The following is a 25861-nucleotide window of genomic DNA, read 5'->3' on the forward strand; positions in this document are numbered from 1 at the left end:
ACGCGCCGGGATTGTCGGAGGCTTTCACTCCTGAGAGACTGAAGCCACGATGAGCAAGACGACGAACAAGTTTCCCCGAAGTTCGGGCCCGTGCGGTGCGGCTGGTGCTGGATCATGAGAAGGATCACCCGTCGCGCCACGCCGTCGCGCGTTGCACGGTCGCCCGGCTGATGCGGGGCATGGGTTTGCGGGGCGTGATCCGGGGCAAGCCGGTGAAGACGACGGTGAGCGACAAGTCGGCGCCCTGTCCGCTGGACCACGTCAATCGGCAATTCCATGCGCTCCGGCCGAACATGCTGTGGCTGTCGGATTTCACCTACGTCGCCACCTGGTAGGGCTTCGTCTACGTGGCCTTCGTCATCGACGCCTACGCCCGGCGCATCGTCGGCTGGCGGGTGTCGCGGACGGCCCATGCCGCCTTCGTGCTCGACGCCCTGGAGCAGGCCCTGCATGAAAGGCGACCGGCCAAGCACGGCGGCCTGGTTCACCATTCAGACAGGGGCGTTCAATACGTCAGCATCAAATACACCGAGCGCCTGGTGGACGCCGGGATCGAGCCCTCGGTCGGCAGTGTCGGCGACAGTTATGAGCCCGCAGGGCCAGCGCAGCTACAACGCCCTGGCGGAAACCATCAATGGCCTCTACAAGGCCGAGGTGATCCACCGGCGTGGTCCATGGCGATCCTTTGAAGCCGTCGAATACGCTACGCCACCCTGGAATGGGTCGATTGGTTCAGCCACCGGCGGATCCTGGGACCCATCGGCAACATCCCGCCCGCCGAAGCTGAGGCTCGCTTCCACGCCATGACGGACACTTCGGCCATGGCTGCCTGACTCAAACCAAAACGCCTCCGACAATCCCGGCGCGCTTCATTCAGCTGATTTGTCAGGCTGTTGAGCGCGAGGAAGCTCGGGGCTCGCTTTGGGCGCCGGTTCACATTAATCAGGTTTTGAGGTTGCTTTCCGGCGATGTCTTGCCTCGAGGCTGAACCGGAGATTGTTCAGATCGACCCGCAGATCTTCGAGGCGCCGCTCCTCGAGCCCGGTGGCGAGATTGATCTCCGTTGGGACGGCCGCTGTGGAGCCCTTCAGGGCGTGTCCTTCGCCAGTCAATGTGATGCGCACCTGGCGTTCATTTTTCGGATCGCGTGTGCGCCGGAGACGTCCCGCCGCTTCGAGCCTTTTGAGCAGCGGGGTCAGGGTGCCGGAATCGAGCCGCAGTCGGCGCCCCAACTCCTTGACGGTCAGATCGTCACGCTCCCAGAGCACCAGCATCACCAGGTACTGCGGATAGGTCAGCTCCAAAGGGTCCAGATGAAGCTTGTATATATTATTGTAGGAATGAAGTGCCGCATAGAGGGCGAAGCACAGATGGTTTTCCAGCTTCATATTTTCATTGGCGGAGGTGCGATAGTGGGTTTCGTGGGACACGATCTTTTGCTTCATCCGGGTCGCAATTGCGTTGTTCCGGTCAGAATTCCCCATTGGAATGCGAAGCATAAGGTGATGATTTCGACAGTCTCACTTCCGCGAAGTGAAAGAAGGGACGCAAGATTGTGGGCATCTTCCGCCGAAAGCCGGAAGGAATGTGCCCGCCCGTTAATTGCGACGTTACGCTCAAAGGCATAAGTTGCGCCTCAAGGGCTATCGGTTTTCAGTGGGCGGAAGAAGCGATGGACAGATTGGAGGCGATGACGATCGTCTTGCTCACGGTCGAGAAAGGCAGCCTGACGGCGGCCGCGAAGGCGCTGAACATGCCGCTGCCGACCGTGAGCCGAAAAATCAGCGAGCTGGAAACCTATCTCGGGACGAAGCTGCTGCAGCGCTCCACCCGAAAGCTGACGCTCACCGACGCGGGCGAGAGCTATGTCAACGGCATCAGGCGTATCATGGAGGACATAGACGAGGTCGAGCGTGCCGCATCGGGCGAGTATACAACGCCCCGCGGAGAGCTTGTCCTTACGGCGCCGATGCTGTTCGGGCAGATGTACATCCTTCCGATCGTGACCGACTTCCTGGCCGCATATCCGGAAATCAATGTCCGGCTGCTGCTGTCGGACCACAACCTCCACCTCTACGACGACCACGTCGATATGGCGGTTCGGCTCGGCGCGCTTCCGGACAGCGGCATGATCGCGACCCGGGTCGGTTCCATGGACACGCTCGTCTGCGCATCGCCCGATCTCCTCGCGGCCCACGGTCTTCCAAAGCATCCAAAGGACCTCGAAACGCTTCCCTGCGTCGTGTTTGCCGGTCCTTCGACAACCACCTGGTCGTTTCAGGAGCCGGAAACGAAGCGGAGGTTCGAAGTCAACATCGCCCCTCGGCTGTCCGTGACGGGGGCCGAGGCAGCGATCCAGGCAGCGCTGCGCCGCACCGGCCTGACCCGCGTGTTCCGCTATCACTGCGCCGACGCGCTCCGCGCCGGCACGCTGGTGCAGGTGCTGCAGGACTTTGATGTAGACCCCGTTCCGGTTCATCTCGTCCATGCCGCCCACGGGCTTCTGCCGCTGAAAATGCGGGTATTCCTGGATTTCGCCGCCAGCCGGTTGCGGTCGGTCCTGTCGAAGCTGAAGTGAGGCGGCCGGTGGCGGTGGTGGGTCTCATGCTTGGCGACCAAACCTTTCACCGAATGGAAGTTACGCTCTCAAATTCAGTGTATTATTCTACTGGATGTAATGCCGCATATTCTCCTCACCGACACCACAGCGGCTCGGAAATAGAGGAGAAAAGAAATGGCTCGTATTGCTGTCCCCGCCCTTGAAGAAGCCCCCGCGAAGTCTCAACCGATCCTTCAGAACTATGTGAAGGTACTCGGCCTGGTTCCGAACTTCTTCGCCATGATCTCGCAGTCCCCGGACGCCCTCAAGGCGATCGCCGATATGCATGCGGCGCTCGGCAAGAGCCTCGGTCACAAGACCCGCGAACGCATCCACGTCATGACCGCCGAGGTCAATGGCTGCAACTACTGCCTGTCGGCGCACACCTATCTCGGCGCCAAGCTGCAGGGCCTGAGCGCAGAAGACATGGAACTGAACCGCGACGGTCATTCGACCGATCCGAAGGCCGACGCCGCGCTGCAGTTCGCCTATAAGGTCGCCAAGGGTCGTGGCCACATCGAGGACGCCGATGTCGAGGCGGTTCGTGCCGCCGGCTTCAGCGAAGCCGAGATCGTCGACATCGTCGCCGAGACCGCCTTCAGCTTCATCACCAACATCTTCAACAACACCTTCAAGACCGAGATCGACGCGGCGTTCCCGCCGCTGCGAACCAAGGCAGCCTGATGCGCCGTCTGGCCGAGCGCACACCAGCGCTCGGCCGCCTGTCCGAAGACGGGTCGCTTGCCCTTCGCTGGGCGGGCTTCGGGATTGTTGTCCGATGCTTAAACCGGAACCTCGACCGGCGCCTGTTCCGCTTCGAATACCTGTCCGACGGTTCGTAGCCGCTGCTGCAGGCGTGGTGCGACGAAGTCGAGGAACGCCTTGAGCTTCAGCGGCTGATGCGGACGCGGCGCATACACGATCTGCACGGGAAAGGGTGGCGGCGCCCATTCGGAGAGAATCGGTACGAGAACACCGTCGCGAACGCTGTCAGCCGCTTGGTAGGAGATGATGTAGGCGATGCCGATGCCGGCGGCCGCTCCCGCGATGATGGCGTCTGCCGTGTTCACCGAGTAGCGCGGGCGGATGATCGTGGTCTGCTCGCCGCGCGGGCCCGCGAAGGTCCAATCTCGCCAAAGCTTCAGCCCCTCATAGGCGATGCATGCGTGAGTGCTCAGCTCTTCCGGAGACGAGGGGGCGCCACAGCGGGCGATGTAGTCCGGGCTGGCGCAGGTTATCCAGCGGACTTCGCCCACGCGTTTGGCCACCAGCGTGCTGTCGGGAAGGTTGCCCAGCCGCACGGCGACGTCGACGTGTGACTCGATCAGATCGACGACGCCGTCCGTCAGCGCCAGCCTGACGGTCACCTCCGGATAGGCGCTGAGGAAGTCGTGAATGATTGGCGCGACGTGCATCTTGCCGAACATGATCGGGGCGGTGACCAGCAGTTCGCCCCGGGGCGCGCGGTATTCGCCCGATGCGGCCCGTTCGGCCTCGGCCAGTTCTTCCAGAACCCGCCGGGCCGAGGCGACATAGGCCGATCCGGCTTCGGTTAGAAGCAGCTTTCGGCTGGTCCGCACCACCAGTTGCGATCCGAGCATGGTCTCCAGGTCCGAGACCCGCCGGCTGACGGTGGGCAGGGGAAGGTTCAGGGTCCGCGACGCGGCCGATAGACTTCCGCCATCCACGGCGGCCACCAGGGTACGCATTGCCTCGAACCGGTCCATCAATCCTCTCACATAACGGAAGCCTGGGTTCCAAACCTACTGTCTGCTGGAGGAATGTGGAAGGCGGTAATTCTGCTGCCAGAGGCCGATCACGGCCGAGTTGATCAGGAGGCAGAGCCCATGGCGCGGATACCGACCCCCAGCGTGGAGGAAGCGCCGGCGCGGTCGCGGCCACTGCTCGCCGAGGTGGATCAGCGTCTTGGGGCGATACCGAATTTCTACCGGGTGGTTTCCAACAGCCCGGCGGCGCTTGAGGCAGTGCTGGGCTTCCAGGCCACGCTTCAGGGCGGTGCACTGGATGGCCTGATCACCGAGCGTATCGCCATCACGGTGGCTGAGGTGAATGGCTGTGACTATTGCCTTTCGGCGCAAACCTACCGGACCCGCAAGGCTGGAGTTCTGGATGATGCCGAGATCACGGCGAACAGGAACGGCGCGTCGAACGACATCACGGTGGATGCGGCTCTGCGCTTTGCAAAGAAGCTGGCGCGCGAGCGCGGGCACGTCACCGAGCGCGATGTCGATGACGTCAAGCGGGCGGGATACTCGGATGCGGAGATCGTCGAAATCGTTGCGCATGTCGCTCTCAACGTCTTCACCAACTTCATCAATGAAGCCCTGAAGACGGAAATCGACTTCCCCAAGGTCGGCACCCGCCGGCCGACCTGACCGCTCAATCATTTGGAATTCAACACCGCCGGCGCTGACACGCGTCGGCGAACCCTGGCTCACGCCCTCGAACAAGGAGAAGTGCGATGACTGTTCAATTCAAGACCACCGACGTGGACGGCCTCAAGGTCTTTTACCGGGAAGCCGGCGATGCGACCCGGCCGACGGTTCTGCTTCTGCATGGCTTCCCCAGCGCCAGCCACATGTTCAGGGATCTGATCCCGGAGCTTGCCGGCCAATACCATGTCGTTGCGCCGGATCTGCCGGGTTTCGGGCAGACGGAGCAGCCGTCACGCGACAAATTCGACTACACCTTCCAGAACCTCGCCAAGGTCATCGGCCGTTTCACCGAGGTGATCGGCCTCACCAAGTTCGCGATCTACGTTTTCGACTATGGCGCGCCGGTGGGTTTCCGGCTGGCGGTCAAGCACCCCGAGCGCATCACCGCGATCATCACGCAGAACGGCAACACGTATCTGGAAGGCGTGTCGGAAGCCTTCGCGCCGATCCAGGCCTACTGGAAAGATCCGACCCCAGCCAATCGCGATGCCCTGCGTGGCTTCCTCGCGCCGCAAACGACCCTGTTCCAGTATACGCACGGTGTCGCCGACCCGAGCCTGGTCTCGCCGGATGGCCGTAACCTCGACGACTTCTACCTGGCGCGCCTGGGCAACGACGAGATCCAGCTCGACCTGCTCCTCGATTACCAGGGGAACGTCGCGCTGTACGACACCATCCAGGCCTATCTGCGCACGCATCAACCGCCAGTCCTCGCGGTCTGGGGCAAGAACGACCCGTTCTTCATTCCGCCCGGCGCCGAGGCCTTCAAGCGCGACGTCCCCTCGGCCGATGTCCGGTTCGTCGATAGCGGACACTTTGCCCTGGAGACCCACGCCGCCGAAATCGGCGCGGCAATGCGCGAATTCCTCGTCAAGCACGTCGGCTGAGGCCGCGACCACACCCCGGGCGTCGCTGCGGTGACGCCCGGGGCTTGCTCAACAGCCGGCAACACCAAGGCCGACACCAGGAGACCGACATGAAAAACCCAGATGAAACCATCCGCGGCTTCTACGAAAAGCTCGGCGCCGGCGATGTCGCCGGTGTTATCGACCTGATTGCTCCGACCATCGAGTGGATCACCATGTGGCACTATAAGGTCACGGGCCCCGGCGTGGTCGGTGTTGTTGACGGCATCATCAAGCCGCTCGTGGCCGAATGGCCGCGGCATTCCCTGGTTTCGACTGAGTTCATCGTCGATGGTGACACCGTCGTCTCGCTCGGCGACTTCACCGGCGTCCATGGAACGACCGGCAAGGAAGTGCAGGCCCGCTACGCCCACGTGTGGACTGTCCGGGACGGGCTGATCGTCCGGTTTCGTCAGTATATCGACACGCTTGCGGTGGAAGGGGCTCGATCATGAGCCGCGTTGCCATCATCACGGGCGCGAGCCGGGGCATCGGTCGCGCCACGGCCATCCGTCTCGCGCGGGATTTCGAGGCGGTCGTCATCGTCGCGCGGTCGGCCGATACTTTGGCCGAGACCGCCGACATCGTTCGCTCGGCGGGTGCCGAGCCCCTGGCGCTCCCACGGGATCTGCGGACACCGGAGGCTTGTGCGTCGGTCATCCGGGCCACGCTTGACCGCTTCGGTCGCATCGATGCGTTGGCCTGCATCGCCGGGGCGGTTGCCCAGGCGGACCTCTTCGCTCTGACCGACGAACACTGGGACGACGGCCTTGCGCTGAAGTTCCACTCCGCCCGTCGCCTGACCCTCGCGGCGTGGGATGCGCTGAAAGCGTCGCGGGGTTCGGTGGCGATCACCTCGGGCACATCGGCCTATACCCCGAAGGCATCGCTTGCGGCGGTCGGCACCATCAACGCGGCGATCGTGGCACTCGCCAAGGCTTTTGCCGACAGCGGGATCAAGGATGGCGTCCAGGTGAACTCGATCCTGCCGGGTTCGGTGATGACCGGCCGCCGGCGGACCATGTTGCAAGGTTACGCCGACAGGCATGGGCTGCCGCTTGAGGCGGCGACTGATAAATTCGCCGCCGAAATGGGCATCGCGCGCTACGGCGAGCCCGACGATATCGCCAACGCCATCGCCTTCCTGTTCGCCCCGGAAAGCCGTTGGATGACCGGGACGGCGCTGCGGGTCGATGGTGGCGAGACGAAAGTCGTCTGAAACCGCGGAAGCGGCACGGCGCTGGGTCGGCCGCTCAGATTCCAGAGCGCCGACGATGACGCAAACATGCGTTCGCATGGAGATTTACAATGACCAAAAAACTAGTGGCCCACATCAAAGCTCGCCTGTTGAGGGCGGCGGCCGTTGCCGTCGCAACGACGCTGGCCGTGGCCGCGGCGGCGTCCGCGGCACCGCTGGAATCGACGGCGTCGACCACCAGCTATCACCGTGTGAAGGTCGACGGCATCGGAATCTTTTATCGCGAAGCCGGGCCGAGGAACGCGCCGACGATCGTGCTGCTGCACGGCTTTCCGTCGTCGTCTCGCGAGTTCGACACGCTGATCCCTCTGCTGGCCCCCCGTTATCACGTGATCGCGCCTGATTTTCCGGGCTTCGGGCAAAGCGATGCGCCAGCGGCGTCGGCTTACGCCTACACGTTCGACCATCTCGCGGGGGTGATGAATGACCTTCTGACAAGCCTGAAGATCGACCGCTACAGCCTCTACATCCACGACTATGGCGCGCCGGTGGGTTTCCGGATGATGGTGGCGCATCCGGAGCGGCTGCAGGCGCTCATTACCCAGAACGGCAATGCCTATCAGGAAGGGCTGGGCACGAAATGGTCCAAGATTGCCCAATATTGGGCCGACCCTGAAGGCCATCCGGAGGTGGTTGACGCCTTCCTGTCGTTCGAGGCGACGGAGCAGCGTCACACGGCGGGGAGCACCCATCCGGAGCGCTACAATCCGGATACCTGGACGGACGAGTTCACGCACCTCTCAAAGCCTGGCCAGCGCGAAATCCAATCGGCACTCCTCTACGACTACCGTACCAACGTCGCGGCCTACCCTAAGTGGCAGGCATGGCTTCGCGAGCATAAGCCGCCGACCCTCGTCGCGTGGGGTGCCAACGATCCGTCGTTCATCGCGCCGGGTGCCACTGCGTTCAAGAAAGACCTTCCCGACGCGGAGGTGCACCTGCTGGATGCCGGGCATTTCGCGCTCGACGAACAGACGGATGAGATCGCGCGCCTGATCCTGAACTTCATGGCCGGACATCCAGGATGATGCCGTCTGCTGCGGATCGGCACTGAAGCAGGCCTAGAGGATGCGCCCCTCCATTATGCGTCGGGATGCGTTTCCGAATCTGGATGCCTTGGTCATGGCCTTGTGGCTACGGGCGGTACTCCATCGTTCTGACCAGTATTCGGATTGATGGTTATGGGAGGAGGGCATCAGGAAGGGGCGTTTACCGCTGTGGCGCGTTTGTTCTACAGACAGGTTCTCGGCCTGTAATTACTCTCACGCGAGATCGGCAAACAGCACACGCGATAAGTCGAACATTAACCACCGTATGCCTGACAGCAGGTTCCGGATTTCTTCCGGCATGTTTGCAATCATTTTGACCAATCTCGAGGTGGTTGGACATGACGAACGAAAAGAGTGCGAAGGCGGCGGGCCGGATCGCCGCCAAGGTTTGGGCCGGTGAAGGGTTCAGGGCGTGGTTGCTGGCCGATCCCGCTGCCGTTCGGGCCCTGGCGCTGTCCGCCTGACAGACCTGTCCGATGAGGCCTGGATTTCTCCGGGGATGGGAGATGCGGGGGTATTGCTGCCAGAGTGTTTGAACCAAAAGGGGAATGGGCAAATGCTGAACGAAGAAAATGCCAAGGTTGCCGGCCGGATTATTGCCAAGGCCTGGGCGGATGAGGGTTTCAAGGCGCGGCTGCTGGCCGATCCGTCAGCGGTGCTGGCGGCGGAAGGGGTCGACGTTCCGGCGGGGATCCGCCTGTCGATCGTGGAGAACACCGAGGCGAGCTACACCCTGGTGCTTCCCGCCCGTCCGACCGACTTGTCGGACGAAGAATTGGATGGCGCTTCCGGCGGCTGGTGCTGGTACTGCGAACTCTGTCTCTGACGCCGCATGCGCTTCCACTTGTCCCTTACTGCCTGCGTCGAGGAAGGTGGACTGGATTAGGTGAAGGGAACGGGAGGCCGCCGGCCTGCCGGCGGGGGACCGGGCCATCATCGCCCGGGAGGCGTTCAACACAGCCTGCATCCTGACGGGGTGTCTTCACCCGAGCAGCTCAACCAATTGGTCAATATCACCCCCCCGCGCGCGGAAGGGCCCTGGGCGCGGTGCTGGGCTGGGGTGTGTTCGGCACGCTGCCGTCCCGCGTGCCGGGCCATGGTGTGCTGGTCCATGGTGTGCTGGTCCATGAGGGCTGGATCTTCCACCCAGCCCTTTTAACGATTGGTCTGAATGCGTATGCGGAAGGTGTTATTGGTTAAAATTAAGAATTTCACTTATAGTGCTAATGTATATTACGTAAGTATAATACGTCGCGTCTGCAGTATGTCCAGGAAAAGTTCATCTAAATGTTTAGGCTGATCCAGCCTGTTAGCGGATCTGGGCCGACGATCTAAGGCGGCAATTTTCTGCGGGGCTATCAAAAAGGTGTGGGGGCGGGGATGGGGCTGCGAGGGGCTGGCGGGGCTGACACCTGTCCGCAAGAGATACAACACGACCACCGGCGGCGGCTCGCCCGCGCCCGGAGGGTTCTTCTGGCCGGCTCCTCCCTGGCGGTGGTGGCCGTCGGCATGGTGGCCACGCCCCGGCCCGTCCACGCCCAGACTGCCTACACCACGTACAGCGGCAACTTTTCATCCAGCGGCGTGACCCTGAACGGCAACACGGTGATCGGCGCCGGCACCATCGGCGCCCTGTTCAATAACGCCCGGGTCAATCCGTTGCTGATCAATGCCGGTGGCACCCTCGTGACGGGGCTGGGCGGCATTGGCCTGATCAACGGATCGTCGATCTCCACCATCGTCAACAATGGCCTGATCGGCGGTACCAGCTACGCCATTTCCATTTCCAGCAACAGCACCCTGGGCGTGTTGCGCAACAGCGGCACCATCCTGGGCGCCGTCATCAACAACGGCAGCACCGACCTAACCTTGGGCGGCGGCACGGCGGTGGGCACTTACACCGGCATGAGCGGCCAGGGCACCATCACCAACACGCTCAGCAACCTGATCCTCACTGGCGGTTTCCTGCTGAACGATGCCGTCAACGTCAGCGGGCATACGCTGATCAACAGCGGCGCCGCCGTCACGTTGACCAGCATCGTCACCGTCACCGGCGACTATACCCAGGCGTCAGGCACCCTGGCACTGGGCGCCTCGGGCGAGTTGATGGTCACCGGCAGCGCCAGCCTGACGGGCGGTCAAGTGACCGCCACCCTGTCCACCCTGTCGGCCGGCGCCACCTACCTGGCAGGGGATGCCCTGGCCACCCTGGTGGCCGCCGGCAGCGGCACCTATACCGGCCTGACCGGCAGCATCACCAGCAGTCTGGCTCGCCTGGCCGCCACCCTCGGCACGGCCGGCGGCAACTTGGTGGCGCAGGCTCTGAACGACTATATCGGCGCCGGCACGCCCAGTCTAACGCTGACCGGTACGGTGGACACCAACGGCACCACGCCCGTCGCCGCCTATGTGGCGCCCGGCGTCAGCATCGGTACCCTGGTCAATACCGGGCACCTGACCGGCGACACCATCGGGTTGAGCATCGGCACCGGCGCCACTATCGGCACCCTGATCAACGCCGGTCTGATCGACCTGCATGTGTCCCTCAACGGTATGCCGCAGACCGGCATTGCCGTCGCGCGGAACGCCGTCGTGGGCACCCTGTCGAACAGCGGCACGATCCAGCAGATCCGCTACGGCATTACGGCCTTCAACGCCACCGTCGGCCTGCTGTCGAACAGCGGCACGATCACGGGCACGACCAACGGCATCGGCATCTACACCACGGTCAGCACCATCCAGACGCTGGTCAACAGCGGCACCATCGACATGCGCGCCGGATCCGCCGGTGTCCTCAGCAGCGCGACCCTCGGCACGCTGGTCAACAGCGGCGCCATTCTTCTTGGCGCCAACAGCACCTACAACTACGGCATCGTGCAACGGACGGCCACGATCGGCACGCTGGTCAACAGCGGCCTGATTTCGGCGCCTGACGCCCTGGTTGTGCAAACCATTGCCAGCGGCCCCAGCGGCGCGTTCCTGACCATCGTGAATTCCGGCACCATCGCCGGCAACATCAGCACCAGCACCCTCACCGCCAGCGTGCCCAACGTGACCGTCCTGGGCGGCACCGCCGGCACGGTCGGCACCCTGACCGGCTTCTCCGGCACGCTCAATCCCGGCGGCACCAGCGTCGTGGGTGTGTTCACCAACGCCAACAGTGATTTGTATTTCGCCGGCGGCAACCTGCTGCTCAACGACCGTATCAACGCCACAGGGCATACGGTGCTGAACACCGGCGCCGCCCTCACGCTGGTCAACCCCATCAACGTCACCGGCGCTTACGCCCAGACGGGCGGCAGCCTGGTCCTGACCAACAGCGGCGCGCTGACGGTCAGCGGCAGCGCCAGCCTGACCAACGCGACCGTCAGCATCGCCCCCAACGCCGCCGGCAACTACATCGCCGGCAGCCCCGTCACCGTGGTGGCCGGCGGCGGCGGATCCGATTTCACCGGCCTATCCGTTTCCCTCGGTGCGCTGACCGGTGCCAGCCTGACCGGCAGCGTGGCCGGCAACGGCGTGCTGGTGGTGGCCAGTAACGACTATGTCGGCGGTACGCTGGCCACGCTGACCAACAGCGGCAGCCTGTCGGGCGCCACCGTGGTCTACATCGCCGCCACCGGCAGCCTGGGCCAGCTGGTCAACACCGGCACGCTGACTGGCGACGTCCGGAACCTCTCGGCCAATACCCTGTCCATCAGCGGCGGCACCGGCGGCGTGGTGGGCACGCTGACGGGCGGCACCCTCACCAACAGCCTCAGCGACCTGGTGCTCAGCGGCGGCAGCCTTCTGCTTGACGATGCGGTCAACGTCAGCGGCCACACCCTGGCCAACAGCGGCGCCTCCGTCACGCTGGCCAGCGTGGTCGGCGTCACCGGCAACTATGCGCAGACGGCCGGCACCCTGGTCCTGCAGCCGGGTGCCGGGCTGGCGGTCAGCGGCGGCGCCACCATGACGGGCGGCAGCGTCATCGCCACGCTGTCCACCCTGTCGGCGGGCGCCACCTACCTGGTGGGTGACGCACTGTCCACCCTGGTGTCCGCGGCCAGCGGCGCCTACACGGGTCTCAGCGGCACCGTCGCCAGCGGCCTCGGCCCGCTGACGGCCGCCCTGGATACCGACAGCGCCAACCTGCTGGCGGTGGCCACCAGCGACTACATCGGCGCCAATGCCGCCAGCCTGACGCTGACCGGTACCGTGGATACCGGCAGCATCGCCGCGTATGTCGCCGATGGCGCGTCCATCGGCACGCTGCTCAACGCTGGCCACCTCACCGCCGGCACGGTGGGGGCGGGGATTGACGTGGCGTCGGCCACCATCGGTACCCTGATTAACAACGGGCTGATCGACGGGCACGTCAGCGCCAGCACCACCCAGTTCGGCATCCGCGTCGGCACCGCCGCCGCCATCGGCACGGTGTCCAACACCGGCACCATCCTGGCCCACGTCGGCATCCTCAGCCAAAGCACCGTGGCCAGCGTCCTGTCCAACAGCGGCCGGATCGCCGTGGGCGCCAGCGGCTTCGGCATCGTCAACAACGCCACAGTGGCCACGGTCAGCAACAGCGGCACCATCGCGGCCACCGCCGGCGGCGTCGGCATCTACAACGTCGGGTCCATCGCCGCGGTGCTGAACGGCGGGCTCATCACCGTCAGCGGCGGCACGGGCAACCAGTACGGCCTCCTGCAGTCGCTGCTGACCATCGGCACGGTGTCCAACACCGGTACCATCCTGGCGCCCGAGGCCGTGGCACTGGTCTTCGGCGGCAGCATCGGCACCCTGGTGAACGCGGGCCTGGTCGCCGGCAACATCGTTAACGGCACCCTGAACGACAGCTTCTCCTATGGCGGCCTGACCATCGCGGGCGGCAGCGGCGGCACCGTCGGCACCTTCACCGGCTATGCCGCCAACAGCCAGGGCACCATCAGCAACACCTTCAGCAACGTGGTCTTCACCAGCGGCGCCCTGCTGCTGAACGATGCCATCGATGCCGCCGGCCATAGGGTGCTGAACACCGGCGCCGGCATCACGCTGGTCAACACCGTCAGCATCACCGGCGACTATGCCCAGACGGGCGGCAGCCTGAACCTGTCTAACGGCGCCCAGCTGGTGGTCAGCGGTGCCGCCAGCCTGACCGGCGCCCGGGTCAGCGTGAGCAGTCTGCCCACCCAGGCCAACTACGTGGTGGGCGCCCCCACCACGGTGGTGGTGGGCGGGGCCGGTTCCGACTACACCGGCGCGTCCGTGACGGTGGCGCCTCAGACGGGCATCACCCTCACCGGTGGGAATGACGGCACCAATCTGCTGCTGATGGCGCAAAGCGACTATGTTGGCGACACCCTGGCCACCCTGACCAACAGCGGGGCCGTGTCGGCCCCTACGGCCCTCTACATCGCCGCCACCGGCAGTCTGGGCCAACTGGTCAACACTGGCGCCCTGTCGGGCACCATCCTGAACCTGTCGGCCCACGACCTGTCCATCCTGGGCGGGACGGCCGCCACGGTCGGCACCCTCACCGGCGGCACCATCATCAACACCCTTGCCAACCTGGTGCTGGCCGGCAACCTGCGCCTGGGTGAAGGCGTGAACGTCAGCGGCCACACCCTGGTCAATGCAGGCGCCACGCTGACCCTGCCCGGCAACATCGGCGTGACTGGCGATTACGCGCAGACCGGCGGCACGCTGCTGCTGGGGGCCGGCGGTGGCTTGGCCGTCAGCGGTACCGCCGGCATTACCGGGGCCGCGGTGACCGGCACGGTGGCCTTTAGCTACGCCAACACCTATCTGCTGGGCGATGTCCTCACCACCCTGGTTTCCGCCACCAGCGGCACCTATTCCAGCCTGACCGGCACCCTTGTCGGGACGCTGGGTGGCGTTACGGCCAGCATCGGGACGTCCGGCGCCAACCTGGTGGCCGTGGCCGGCAACTATTATATCAACAGCAATATCGGCAGCATCGGCAATACCGGCACCGCCACGGGCCGCACCGCCTTTTATCTGAACGGCACGCTGGGCACCTTGGCCAACAGCGGCACGCTGACCGGCACAGCCAGTGGTATCTCGTCCCCCAACAACCGGGGTATCGGCCTGCTGGACAACAGCGGTGTGATCGACAGCGACACCATCGGCATCGGTATCGGTAGCATCGGCACCTTGCTCAACAGCGGTACCATTTCCGCCCGGACCGCCATCATCGGTTCCAATTTCAACACCATCGGCGCCATCGACAACCAGACCACGGGCCTGATCACCGGTAAGACGGCCCTATACCTTAATGGCATCGTCAGTCCCATCGGCTCGATCAACAACAGCGGGACGATCCTGGGGCGGTCCTACGCGATCTATAACGGCGGCAACATCACCCGGCTGACCAACAGCGGGACCATCGCCGCGACCGTGACCTCCGGGCTCGCCGTCAATAACAGCGGCAGCATCGGCACCTTCGACAACAGCGGGAGTATCGGTGCCGTCCGGTCGGACATGACCAACAGCGGCACCATCGACACGTTGACCAACAGCGGGTTGATCGGTGGCGGGACCAACATCGCCCTGCGCAACTACGGCACCATCAACACCCTGACCAACAGCGGAACCCTGATGGCCACCAGCGGGGTGGGCTTTTATAACGACCGCACCGTCGGCCTTCTGGACAACGGTGGCACGATCAGCAGCGGCGCGTCCTTCGCCCTGGTCAGCCCCGGCACCATCGTCCGCCTAGCCAACAGCGGCACCATCACCGCCCCTGGTTTCGGCATCGGCCTCTTCAACGGCGGCAAGATCGGCACCCTCGCCAACGCCGGACTGATCAAGGGCGGCACAGCCCTGGACATCTTCGTGGGCAGCCAGGTGGACCTGCTGGTCAACAGCGGCACCATCGCCGGCAACATCGACAACAACTTCGACCCGAACAACGCCGGACCGGGCACGCTGGCGGCCGCCCTCACCATCGCTGGGGGCGCCGGCGGCACCATCGGCACCCTGACCGGCGCCAACCTGACCAACCAGGGCCGCATCACCACCCGGTACGCTGACGTGGTCTTCGCCGGCGGCGACCTGCTGTTGAATGACAGCATCACCACCAACGGCTTTGCCGTGCGCAACATTGGCGCCGGCATCACGGTCGCCAACACCGTCAACATCACCGGCGACTACACCCAGACGGGGGGCAGCCTGGGCGTGGCGGTCGGCGGTGGCATGCTGGCGGTCAGCGGCAGCGCCAGCCTGACCAACGGGCAGGTGCAACTGGTGGGGGCCGCCACCAACAATTATTTCCAGGGCGACACGGTGGGCACCCTGGTGACCGGCGGCGCCGGGTCGGACTACGCCGGCGTGACGCTCAGCGGCGATGGCGCCGGTCTCAGCCTGGCCAGCGTCACCATCGGCAACAACCTGATCGCCGTCGTGCGGAACGACTACATCGGCGGCACCTACGCCAGCCTGGGCAACACCGGGACGCTCAGCGTCCAAAACGGCGCGGCCGTTTACGTGGCCCAGACCGGCACTCTGGGCACCCTGGCCAACGCCGGCGGCCTGATCAGCAGCGTCGGCAGCACCGCCATTGCCAACCTGGGCACCATCGGCACGCTGTCGAACAGCGGCACCATCACCGGCGGCGGGGTCGGCCTCCATAACGCGGGCCTCATCCATACGCTGACCAATGACGGCGCCCTGGGCGGCCTGTTCGCGGACGGCGTCATCGACACGCTGGTCAATGGCGGCGCCATCGGTAACGCCTTCAACATCAGCGGCACGCTGGGGTTGTTGGCCAACAGCGGCAGCATCGGCACCCAGGTTCATGTGCAGCAGACCGGGGGAATCGGCACTCTCGTCAACACCATCGGTGGCGTGATCAGCGGTGCCGCCAGCGGCATTGGGAATGCCGGTTTCCTAGGCACCTTGGTCAACCGAGGCCTGATCAGCGGTGCCCAGTACGGCGTCTTTTCCTCCAACGCCACGGGCACGGTGATCAACGGCGGCACCATCCGGGCCACCGATGCCGGCGGCACGGCCCTGTCCGGCGCCTTCGGCACCATCCTGAACAGCGGCCTGATCAGTGGCGCCAACGCCCTGTCCCTCACCAGCCAGCCGGACCTGCTGAACAACGGCGGCACCATCCTGGGCGACATCCAGGCCACGTCCGGCACCCTGACCATCACCGGCGGCACCGGCACGGTGGCGGGCACCTTCAGTGGCGCCACCGTGACCAACCGGGGCACCATCACCGCCACCAGCGGCAATGTGGTGCTGGCGGGTGGTAACCTCCTGCTGAACGACAACGTCGTCGTCAGCGGCCACACCCTGATCAACAATGGCGCCAACCTTCAACTGGCCAGCGCCGTCAGCGTCACCGGCGGCTACAGCCAGACGGTCGGCACCCTGGGCGTCACGGTGAACAACGGCTTGGCGGCCAGCGGCGTCGCCAACATCACCGGCGGCACGGTCCTGGCCTCCCTGGCCGCCAGCGGCAATTACCTGGCGGGCACGCTGGGTACCCTGGTGGCGGCGGCCAGTGGGTCCAGCTACGGCGCCACCGTGGTCTCGGCGCTGACCGGCCTGACGGGCAGCGGCGCGCTCAGCGGCGGCACGCTGCTGTTCGTGGGTGGCAACGACTATATCGGCGGCGCCTATGCGACGCTCAGCAACAGTGGCAGCCTGTCGGCCGCGACGGCGGTCTACATCGCGGCCACCGGCAGCCTGGGCAATCTGTCCAACACCGGCACGCTGGTGGGCAACGTCCGCAACCTGTCGGCCGTCGACCTTTCCATCGCCGGCGGGACCACGGGCACGGTTGGCACCTTCACCGGTGGCACCCTTATCAACACCCTGTCCAACGTGGTGCTCGCGTCCGGCAATATGCGCCTGGCCGATGCCGTCGACGTGACCGGCCACACCCTGGTGAACAGCGGCGCCGCCGCGACCCTGGGCGGCACCGTGGCCGTCACTGGCGACTACAGCCAGACGGGCGGCGGCCTGCGGCTGGGTATCGGCAGCGACCTGTTGTCCGTCACCGGCGTGGCTCGGTTCGCAGGCGGCACCGCCACCGTCACCGGTTTCTCGGCCACCGCCAACTATGTGGCCGGCAGCATCTTCGGCACCCTGGTGCAGGGCGGCGCGGGGTCCGACTATACGGGCCTCAGCATCACCAACCTGGTGACCGGCTTCGGCCTGGGCGGCACGGTGGCGAACAACGCCCTGCAGGCCGTGGCGCTGAACGACTATGTCGGCGGCACATTGGCCGCACTGTCCATCACAGGTGCCGTCAGCACCGCAAGCACGGCGTTGTACGTGGCGGCCACGGGGTCGGTATCGGGCACGCTGACCAACAGCACCTCGCTGGTGGGTCAGAACGCCGGTCTGCGCAATTTCGGCACCATCAGCGCGCTGCTGAACGACGGGACGATCGCCGGCGGCGCCTATGGCCTGCGCAACAGCGGCGGCGCCATCACCTTCCTCGGCAACCACGGCACCCTGGCGGGCCAGACCGCCGGCCTGGCGGTGGACGGCGGCAGCGTGATGTTCGCCCTGAACGACGGCAGCATCGCCACCGTCGCCGTCAGCGGCGGCGGTTCGATGTTCGCGCTGGGCAATATCGGGCGGATCAGTGGCGGCGTCCAGGTGCAGGACGGTGGCACACTGGGCTCCATCCTCAACTTCAACGGCGGCCTGATCAGCGGCGCCACCGCGCTGAGCATCGGCGCCCAAGGCCAGTTCTTCGCGCTGGCCAACGGCGGCACCATCGCCGGCAACATCATTAATAACGCTACGGCCACGCCCAACCTGACCATCATGGGCGGCACGCTGGGCAATACCACCATCGGGACCGGCACCTTTACCGGCGCCGCCCTGACCAACCAGGGCATCATCACCAACACCCTGGGCAATGTCATCTTCGCATCCGGCGACGTGCTGCTGAACGACAGCGTCAATGTCGGCGGCAACACAGTCCGGAACATCGACGCCGACCTGACCCTTACCGGCGCCGTCAGCATCACCGGCAACTATGCCCAGACGGGCGGCACCCTGGTTCTGGTGACAGGCGCCGGCCAGCTGGCAGCCAGCGGCAGCGCCAGCCTGACCAACGGGCAGGTGCAGTTGATCGGCGCCGCCACCGGCAATTACCTGCAGGGCGGCACGGTCGGGCCCCTGGTGGCCGGCGGCGCCGGCTCCGACTACGCCGGCGTGGTGGTGACCGATGACGCCACCGGCCTGACCCTGAGTGGCGCCATCGCCGGCACCGCCCTGGTGGGGGTGGCGCGGAACGACTATGTCGGCGGCACCTATGCCAGCCTGGAAAACACCGGGACGCTCGGCGTCCAGAACGGCGCCGCCCTTTACGTGGCCCAGACCGGCACCCTGGGGACCTTGGCCAACACCGGCGGCGTGATCAGCAGTGTCGGCAGCACCGCCATCGCCAACCTGGGCACCATCGGCACGCTGTCGAACAGCGGCACCATCACCGGCGCCGGGGTCGGCCTCCATAACACCGGCCTCATCCATATGCTGACCAACGCCGGCACCCTGGGCGGCTTGTTCGCGGACGGCGTCATCGACACGGCCGTCAACAGCGGCACCATCGGCGGCGCGTTCGATATAAGGGGCACGCTGGGCCTGCTGTCCAACAGCGGCAGCATCGGCACCCGGATTTATGTGGAGCAGACGGGCGGTATCGGCATCCTCGTCAACACCGTCGGCGGCGTGATCGGCGGTGCCGCCAGCGGCGTCGAGAATACCGGTTCCCTCGGTACCCTGGTCAACAGCGGCACCATCCTCGGCACCACCAATGCCGGCATCGGCGGCGCCGGCGCCATCGGCCTGCTGTCCATCACCAGTCTGGGCGTGATCGGCGGCGGCGTGGTGGGGGTGGAGGCCGGCACCCTGGGCACCCTCATCAATCAGGGCACCATCGCCGGCGGCAGCATCGGCATTTCCGCGGGCACCATCGGCCTGCTGGCCAATGCCGGCATCATCGCCGGTGACGTGGCCACCTCGGGCGACCTGACCATCACCGGCGGCAGCGGCACGGTGACGGGCATCTTCACCGGCGCCACCCTGGGCAGCCAGGGCCTGATCAACGTCGGCGCAGGCAAGCTGGTGCTGGCCGGCGGCAATGTCCTGCTGAACGACAGCGTGCAGGCGGCGACCGTGGTCAACACCGGATCCTTCCTGGTGCTGGCCGGCGGCGTCAGCGTCACCGGCGCCTACAGCCAGACGGCCGGCACCCTAGGTGTCACCGTGGGCCACGGCCTGACGGTCAGCGGCGTCGCCCGCATCACCGGCGGCACCGTCCTGGCCACCCTTGATGCCGGCGGCAACTATCTGGCGGGTACGCTGGGCACCCTGGTGGCCGGCGCTGCCGGCTCCAGCTACAGCGGCGCTGTGGTGGCCTCCGCCCTGACCGGGCTGATCGGCAGCGGTGCGGCCAGCGGCGACAGCCTGCTGTTCGTGGGCAGCAACGACTACATCGGCGGCGCCTCCGCCACGCTGACCAACAGCGGCAGCCTGTCGGCCGCGACGGCGGTCTACATCGCGGCCGGCGGCAGCTTGGGGCAGCTGGCCAACACCGGCACGTTGGCCGGCAACATCCGCAACCTCTCGTCCTTTGACCTGTCCATCACCGGTGGGACAGGGGGCACTGTGGGTACCTTCAGCGGCGGCACCATCGTCAACAACTTGTCCAACGTGGTGTTCGCATCTGGCAACGTGCGCTTGGCCGATGCCGTCGACGTGACCGGCCACACCCTGGTGAACAACGGCGCTGCCCTGATCCTGGGCGGCACCGTGGCCGTTATCGGCGATTACAGCCAGACGGGCGGCAGTCTGCGGTTGGGCATCGGCAGCGATATGCTGTCCGTCACCGGAGCGGCACGGTTCACAGGTGGCGCCGCCACCGTCACCAGCGCCTTGGGCACCGCCAACTATATGGCCGGCAGCATCCTGGGGCCGCTTGTGCAGGGCGGGGCGGGGTCCGACTATACGGGCCTCAGCATCACCAATCTGGTGACCGGCTTCGGTCTGGGCGGCACGGTGGCGAACAACGCCCTGCAGGCTGTGGCGCTGAACGACTATATTGGCGGCACGCTCGCCACGCTGTCCATCACCGGCGCGGTCAACAACGCCAGCACGGCTCTGTATGTGGCCACCACAGGGTCGCTGGGCACCCTGACCAACAGCACCACGCTGGTCGGCCAGAACGCCGGCCTGCGCAATGCCGGCACCGTCGGCGCGCTGGTGAATGACGGCTCCATTGGCGGTGGCACCTATGGCTTGCGCAACAGCGGCGGCTTGGTCACTTTCCTCGACAATATCGGCACCCTGACAGGGCAGACGGCCGGCCTGGCCGTCGACGGCGGCGTTGTCACCTCCGCCCTGAACGTCGGCGGCATCGCCACCGTTTCCATCGGCGGCACCGGCACGCTGCTTTCCCTCGACAACCAGGGCCAGCTCAGCGGCGGCATCCTGGTGACCGGGGGCGGGCGCCTCGGCACCATGGGCAACAGTGGCACCATCGCCGGCGACATCCGGGTAGCCGCCGGTACTTTGACCATTGTCGGCGGCAGCGGCGCCATCCAGGGCACCTTCACCGGCAGCACCCTGGGCAGCCAGGGCACCATCGCCGTCGGCGGCGATGTGGTCCTTGCCGGCGGCAACATCTGGCTGAACGACGGCATCCAGGCCACGGGCCATATTCTGGCCAATGCCGGCGCCAACCTGCAGCTGGCGGGTGCCGTCAGCGTCACCGGCGCCTACAGTCAGACGGCCGGCACCCTGGGAGCCACGGTGAACAATGGGCTGACGGCCAGCGGTGCCGCCAGCATCACCGGCGGTACCGTCCTGGCCACCTTGGCCGCCACCGGCAACTATCTGGCGGGTACGCTGGGCACCCTGGTGGCCGGCGGCATCGGGTCAAACTACAGCGGCGCCACTGTCAGCTCAGTCCTCACCGGCCTGACCGGCACCGGTGCCGTCAGCGGCGACTCCTTGCTGCTGGTGGCGGAGAACGACTATATCGGCGGCGCCTACGCCACCCTGGCAAACAGCGGCAGCCTGTCGGCCGCCACGGCCGTCTATATCGCGGCGGGCGGCAGCTTGGGCCAGCTGGCCAATACCGGCACGCTGACCGGCAACATCCGCAACCTGTCGGCCGTGGATCTCTCCATCAGCGGCGGGGCCGGCGGCACGGTGGGCACCTTCACCGGCGGCACCATCGTCAATAGCCTGTCCAACGTGGTGTTCGCGTCCGGCGACCTGTTGCTGGCCGATGCCATCGATGCCACTGGCCACACGGTGGTGAACCAATCCGCCACCCTGCGGCTGTCCAGCCAGGTTGGTATTACCGGCGCCTATGCCCAGACCGGCGGCACCCTCAGCATCGACCCCGGCACCGGCCGCCTGGTCGCCAGCCAGGCCATCGTCGTCAGCGGTGGCGTGGTGCAGGCCACGCTCAGCGCCGGCGGCACCTATCTCTATGGCAACGGCTATACCCTGATGCAGGCTGGCGGTGGTATCGACCTCAGCGGCGCCAACCTCATCACCGCCCTGGCCGGCTTCGCCGGCAACACCACCATCGTGACAGCGGCGGGCACCAGCGCCTTGCTGCTGCAGTTCGCCAACGACTATATCGGCGGCACCATCGGCAACGCCTCGAACAGCGGCACCATCACCGGCGTGCGCACCGCCGGCTACGTCGCCGCCTCCGGCAGCGTCGGCACCCTGTCGAACACCGGCCTGTTGTCGGGCGGTGCGATCGGCGTCGCCAACAACGGGGTCGTCGGTACCCTGGTGAACGACGGCACCGTCATGGGGGCCAGCAGTGCGGCTGCCAACATCGGCACCTTGGGCACCCTGGCCAACATCGGCACCATCACCGGCGGCCGTGACGGTTTCCACAACATCGGTACGGCCATCCTGGTCAGCAACACGGGCCTGATCAGCGCCGTGTCCCGTGCCGGCCTGTACAACAGCGGCGGCATCGCCACCGTTTCCAACAGCGGCACCATCACCGGCACCGTCGGCCTCTATAACAGCGGCACGCTGGCGGTCCTGATGAACGCCGCCGGCGGCACCTTGGCGGGCGTCACGGCGCTGTACAACGACGGTACCCTGGGCACCATCGCCAACAGCGGCATGATCCGGGGCGCCATCGTGAACGACGCGGCGCAGGACCTGGTGTTCACCGGTGCCGGCAGCGGCCTGGGCACGCTGACGGGCTTGTTGGGCAGGGGCACGATCACCAATACTCGGGGCAATGTGGTCTTCACGGCCGGCGCCCTGCTGCTGGACGATGACTTCGTCGCCACCGGCCGCGCCGTGGTGAACAGCGGCGCGACCCTGGCGCTGGCCAATGCCGTGACGGTCAGCGGCGATTACAGCCAGACCGGCGGCAGCCTGGTGCTGACGCGGAACGACACCCAGGCGGCTGAACTTGTGGTCAGCGGCACCGCCACCGTCGGCGGTACCGTGCTGGCCAACCTGTCCTCCACCGCCAACTATCTGGTGGGGACCAGCACCCTGCTGCAGGCGGCCGGCGGCGCCACCGTGACGGCGCAACTGCAGGTCAGCGGCATCACCGGCCTGTCCGCCGCGCAGGGCACCGTCAGCAATGGGTTGACCCTCACGGTCGGTAACGACTATGTCGGCGGCTCGCTGGGCAGTGTCACCAACAGCGGCACCCTGTCGGCGGCCACGGCCGTCTATGTGGCCGGCAGCGGCACCCTCGCCACCCTGGTCAATAGCGGCCTGTTGACCGGCACGGCCCATGCCCTAGTCAACCTGGGCAGCCTGGGCACCGTCGCCAACAGTGGCACCATCGCTGGCGACATCCTGAACGGCGGCGCCGGCGCACTGGTGATCACGGGCGGCGCCGGCACCCTGGTCGGCACGCTGACGGGGCAGTTGTCGGGGCCAGGGGCCGGCATCGGTACGCTGACCAGCACGGGCGGCGACGTGGTTTTTGCCGGTGGTACCCTGCTGCTGAACGACATGATCGCCGCGGCGGGCCACACGGTGTCCAACACAGGCGCCACGCTTCACCTGGCCAGCACCCTGACCATTACCGGCGACTACCGCCAGACGGCGGGCAGCCTGGCGCTGGACGCCGATCAGTTGGTGGTCACCGGTGTCGCAGCACTCAGCGGCGGCACGGTGGCGGCCTCGGTTTCGGCAGCCAGCAACCAGTTGGTGGGGGCGGTGCTGGGCACCCTGGTCGTGGGTGGCGCCGGTTCCAGTTATACCGGGCTGACGGCCCTGATGAATGTGGCCGGCGTGGCCGTGACGCTCAGCACCGTCACCATCGGCGGCGGCGTCGACCTGTTGGCCATGATCGCCAACAACTATGTCGGCGATACGCTGGGCAGCCTGGGCAACGGTGGCGTGATCAACGCCCCGACGGCCGTCCACGTCGCTGCCGGTGGCACCGTTGGCAGCCTATCCAACACCGGCACCCTGATCGGCACCATCGCCGTGCTGAACCAGGGCCAGGTCGGCAGCTTCGGCAATGACGGCACCGTCCTGGGCAGCGTCGCCGGCATCAGCAACACCGGCACCATCGGCACCCTGCGCAACCAAGGCACGGTGATCGGCAGCGTCACCGGCCTGGGCAACCAGGTGGGCGCCAGCATCGGCATGCTCAGCAACAGCGGCACCGTCGCCGGCCAGATGGCGCTGAACAACGCCGGCACCATCGATGTCTTCGTCAACACCGGATCGCTGATCGATGCCGGCGCCCCCACGGCCGCCGGCCTGTACAACACGGGCAACATCGCCACGGTGCTGAACGGCGGCACCATCCTGGGCGCCACCTACGGCGTCTACAATGCCGGCACCATTGGGACTTTGGCCAATAGCGGCCTGATCACGGCGCCGACGGCCTTGTACATCGACACCGGCGCCAGCCTGGGCGTGCTGGCCAACAGCGGCACCGTCACCGGCAACATCCTGAACCTGTCGGCCAACACCCTCAGCATCACCGGCGGCAGCGGGACGGTGGTGGGCACCCTGACCGGCTACATCGCCGGCAGCCAGGGGACCATCACCAACACCTTCGGCGACGTGGTTCTCGCCTCCGGCAACCTGGTGCTGAACGACGCCGTGAACGTGACCGGCCATACCCTGATCAACAGCGGCGCTTCGCTGGTTCTGGACAGCCTGGTCAGTGTCACCGGTGCTTACAGCCAGACGGCCGGCACCCTGACCCTGGACATCGCCAGCGGCGGGGCCCTGGCCGTCAGCGGGGCCGCCAGCCTGAGCGGCGGCACCGTGCTTGCGGATTTCGCGTCCACAGGCAACTTCCTGGCCGGCAGTGTCACGACGCTGGTCGCTGGCGGTGCCGGGTCCAGCTATAGCGGCGTGGCGGTGCAGGGCTCCCTGACCGGGCTGTTGATGAGCCAGGGTGTGGTGGGCACCAACCTGCTGGCGGTGATTGGCAACGACTATGTCGGCGGTACCCTGGGTACGCTGGCCAACACCGGCACCCTCACCGCCGCCACGGTCGTCTACATCGCGGCCAGCGGCAGCCTGGGCACACTGGCCAACAGCGGCGCCCTGATCGGCGACCTGCTCAACACCAGCAGCCACGATCTGCTGGTCGTGGGCGGCAGCGGCACGGCGGTGGGCGGCTTCAGCGGCGGTACCATCCGTAACAGCCTGAGCAACCTCGGCTTCGCGTCGGGGAATGTCAGCCTGGGCGATGCCATCGATGTCACCGGGCACACGGTGGCCAACAGTGGTGCGAGCATCGCACTGGCCGGCGATATCTCCGTCACCGGCAACTTCAGCCAGACGGCCGGCACACTGGACGTGGCCGGCCATAGCCTGAACGTCAGCGGCGGCGCCAGCGTCAGCGGTGGCACGGTCTCCGCCGGTCTCAATGGCACCAGCAACTACCTGGTGGGCGACAGCGTCACCCTGATCCGGGGCGGCAACGGCTCGACCTACACCGGGGCCGTGGTGACCAGCGGTGCCGCCGGCCTAGCGGCGACCGGCACGATCAGCGGCACCAGCCTGCTGGCGGTCGCCGCCAACGACTATATCGGTGGCACTCTAGCCAGCCTGGCCGTCACCGGCAGCCTGACCAACACCGCCGGCGGCGCCACGGCGCTGTATATCGCCAGCGCGGGCACGCTGGGCACGCTGGGCAACAGCGGTACGATATCCGGCAACATCACCAACGCCGGCAGCGCCAGCCTGAACATCACCGGCGGCACTGGCGCCACCGTGGGCACGCTGACGGGGACCGGCGGCATCGGCACGATCACCAGCACGCTGGCGTATGTGGAACTGGCCAGCGGCAATTTGCTGCTGAACGACCAGGTGAATGTCGGCACGGGCACGCTGGTGAACAGCGGCGCCAACGTGCTGCTGACCAACGCCATCAGCGTGACGGGCAACTACAGCCAGTCGGCCGGCACGCTGGCCATGGGCATCGGCAGCGGGACGGCGGGTGAGCTGCTGGTCAGCGGCAACGCCGCCTTCACCGGCGGCACCGTGGCGGTGACGGCGCTGTCGGGCAGCAACCTGATCGCGGGCCAGAGCTACACCATCGCCGAGGTGGGCGGGTCCTTGACCACCAGCGGGCTCAGCGCCGCGGCCACGGGCTT

12 protein-coding genes and 1 pseudogene are annotated in these 25861 nt (G+C 66.2%); 11 read left to right on the plus strand and 2 right to left on the minus strand.

Features of this window, described 5'->3' with window-relative positions; translation table 11 throughout:
* Nucleotides 1–143 precede the first annotated feature (143 nt).
* A pseudogene (locus tag FBZ87_RS03925) lies at nucleotides 144–833 on the plus strand (IS3 family transposase); the annotation flags it as partial.
* Between the two features lie 105 nt (nucleotides 834–938).
* On the opposite strand, the gene FBZ87_RS03930 reads toward FBZ87_RS03925, so the two are convergent.
* A complete protein-coding gene (locus FBZ87_RS03930; protein ID WP_145609009.1) occupies nucleotides 939–1445 on the minus strand; it encodes a MarR family winged helix-turn-helix transcriptional regulator in 507 nt (168 codons plus the stop codon).
* A 227-nt stretch (nucleotides 1446–1672) separates the two neighbouring features.
* On the opposite strand from FBZ87_RS03930, the gene FBZ87_RS03935 reads away from it, so the two are divergent.
* Entirely contained in the window at nucleotides 1673–2578 is a 906-nt protein-coding gene (locus FBZ87_RS03935; RefSeq protein WP_145609010.1) for a LysR family transcriptional regulator, read from the plus strand.
* 156 nt (nucleotides 2579–2734) lie between these two features.
* Nucleotides 2735–3283, plus strand: a complete 549-nt coding sequence (locus FBZ87_RS03940; RefSeq protein ID WP_145609011.1) for a carboxymuconolactone decarboxylase family protein — start codon at nucleotides 2735–2737, stop codon at nucleotides 3281–3283.
* A gap of 98 nt (nucleotides 3284–3381) precedes the next feature.
* On the opposite strand, the gene FBZ87_RS03945 is transcribed toward FBZ87_RS03940, so the two are convergent.
* Nucleotides 3382–4326: a LysR family transcriptional regulator gene (locus tag FBZ87_RS03945; RefSeq protein WP_145609012.1), complete on the minus strand. Its 945-nt coding sequence runs from the start codon at nucleotides 4324–4326 to the stop codon at nucleotides 3382–3384.
* Between the two features lie 120 nt (nucleotides 4327–4446).
* On the opposite strand from FBZ87_RS03945, the gene FBZ87_RS03950 reads away from it, so the two are divergent.
* The 8 genes from FBZ87_RS03950 to FBZ87_RS03980 all read left to right on the plus strand — a co-directional run.
* Nucleotides 4447–4995 (plus strand): carboxymuconolactone decarboxylase family protein, encoded by a 549-nt coding sequence (locus FBZ87_RS03950; protein WP_145609013.1) that lies wholly within the window; start codon nucleotides 4447–4449, stop codon nucleotides 4993–4995.
* 86 nt (nucleotides 4996–5081) lie between these two features.
* Entirely contained in the window at nucleotides 5082–5942 is an 861-nt protein-coding gene (locus FBZ87_RS03955) for an alpha/beta fold hydrolase (protein ID WP_145609014.1), read from the plus strand.
* Nucleotides 5943–6031: 89 nt separating this feature from the next.
* Nucleotides 6032–6415 carry a nuclear transport factor 2 family protein gene (locus FBZ87_RS03960; protein WP_145609015.1) on the plus strand — a complete coding sequence of 128 codons (384 nt, stop codon included), beginning with the start codon at nucleotides 6032–6034 and terminating at the stop codon, nucleotides 6413–6415.
* Nucleotides 6412–7179 carry an SDR family oxidoreductase gene (locus tag FBZ87_RS03965; RefSeq protein WP_211106832.1) on the plus strand — a complete coding sequence of 256 codons (768 nt, stop codon included), beginning with the start codon at nucleotides 6412–6414 and terminating at the stop codon, nucleotides 7177–7179. Before FBZ87_RS03960 ends, FBZ87_RS03965 begins: the two co-directional genes overlap by 4 nt.
* A gap of 89 nt (nucleotides 7180–7268) precedes the next feature.
* Nucleotides 7269–8246, plus strand: coding sequence for an alpha/beta fold hydrolase (locus FBZ87_RS03970; protein WP_145609016.1), 978 nt, complete (start codon nucleotides 7269–7271; stop codon nucleotides 8244–8246).
* 359 nt (nucleotides 8247–8605) lie between these two features.
* A complete protein-coding gene (locus FBZ87_RS30015; protein ID WP_277906528.1) occupies nucleotides 8606–8731 on the plus strand; it encodes a hypothetical protein in 126 nt (41 codons plus the stop codon).
* A 92-nt stretch (nucleotides 8732–8823) separates the two neighbouring features.
* Nucleotides 8824–9093 carry an NHLP leader peptide family RiPP precursor gene (locus tag FBZ87_RS03975; RefSeq protein WP_145609017.1) on the plus strand — a complete coding sequence of 90 codons (270 nt, stop codon included), beginning with the start codon at nucleotides 8824–8826 and terminating at the stop codon, nucleotides 9091–9093.
* A 683-nt stretch (nucleotides 9094–9776) separates the two neighbouring features.
* The coding region (locus FBZ87_RS03980) for an S-layer family protein (protein ID WP_145609018.1) at nucleotides 9777–25861 on the plus strand (16085 nt) is incomplete at its 3' end.

Origin of the sequence: Nitrospirillum amazonense (assembly GCF_007828035.1) — a bacterium.
GTDB lineage: Bacteria > Pseudomonadota > Alphaproteobacteria > Azospirillales > Azospirillaceae > Nitrospirillum > Nitrospirillum amazonense.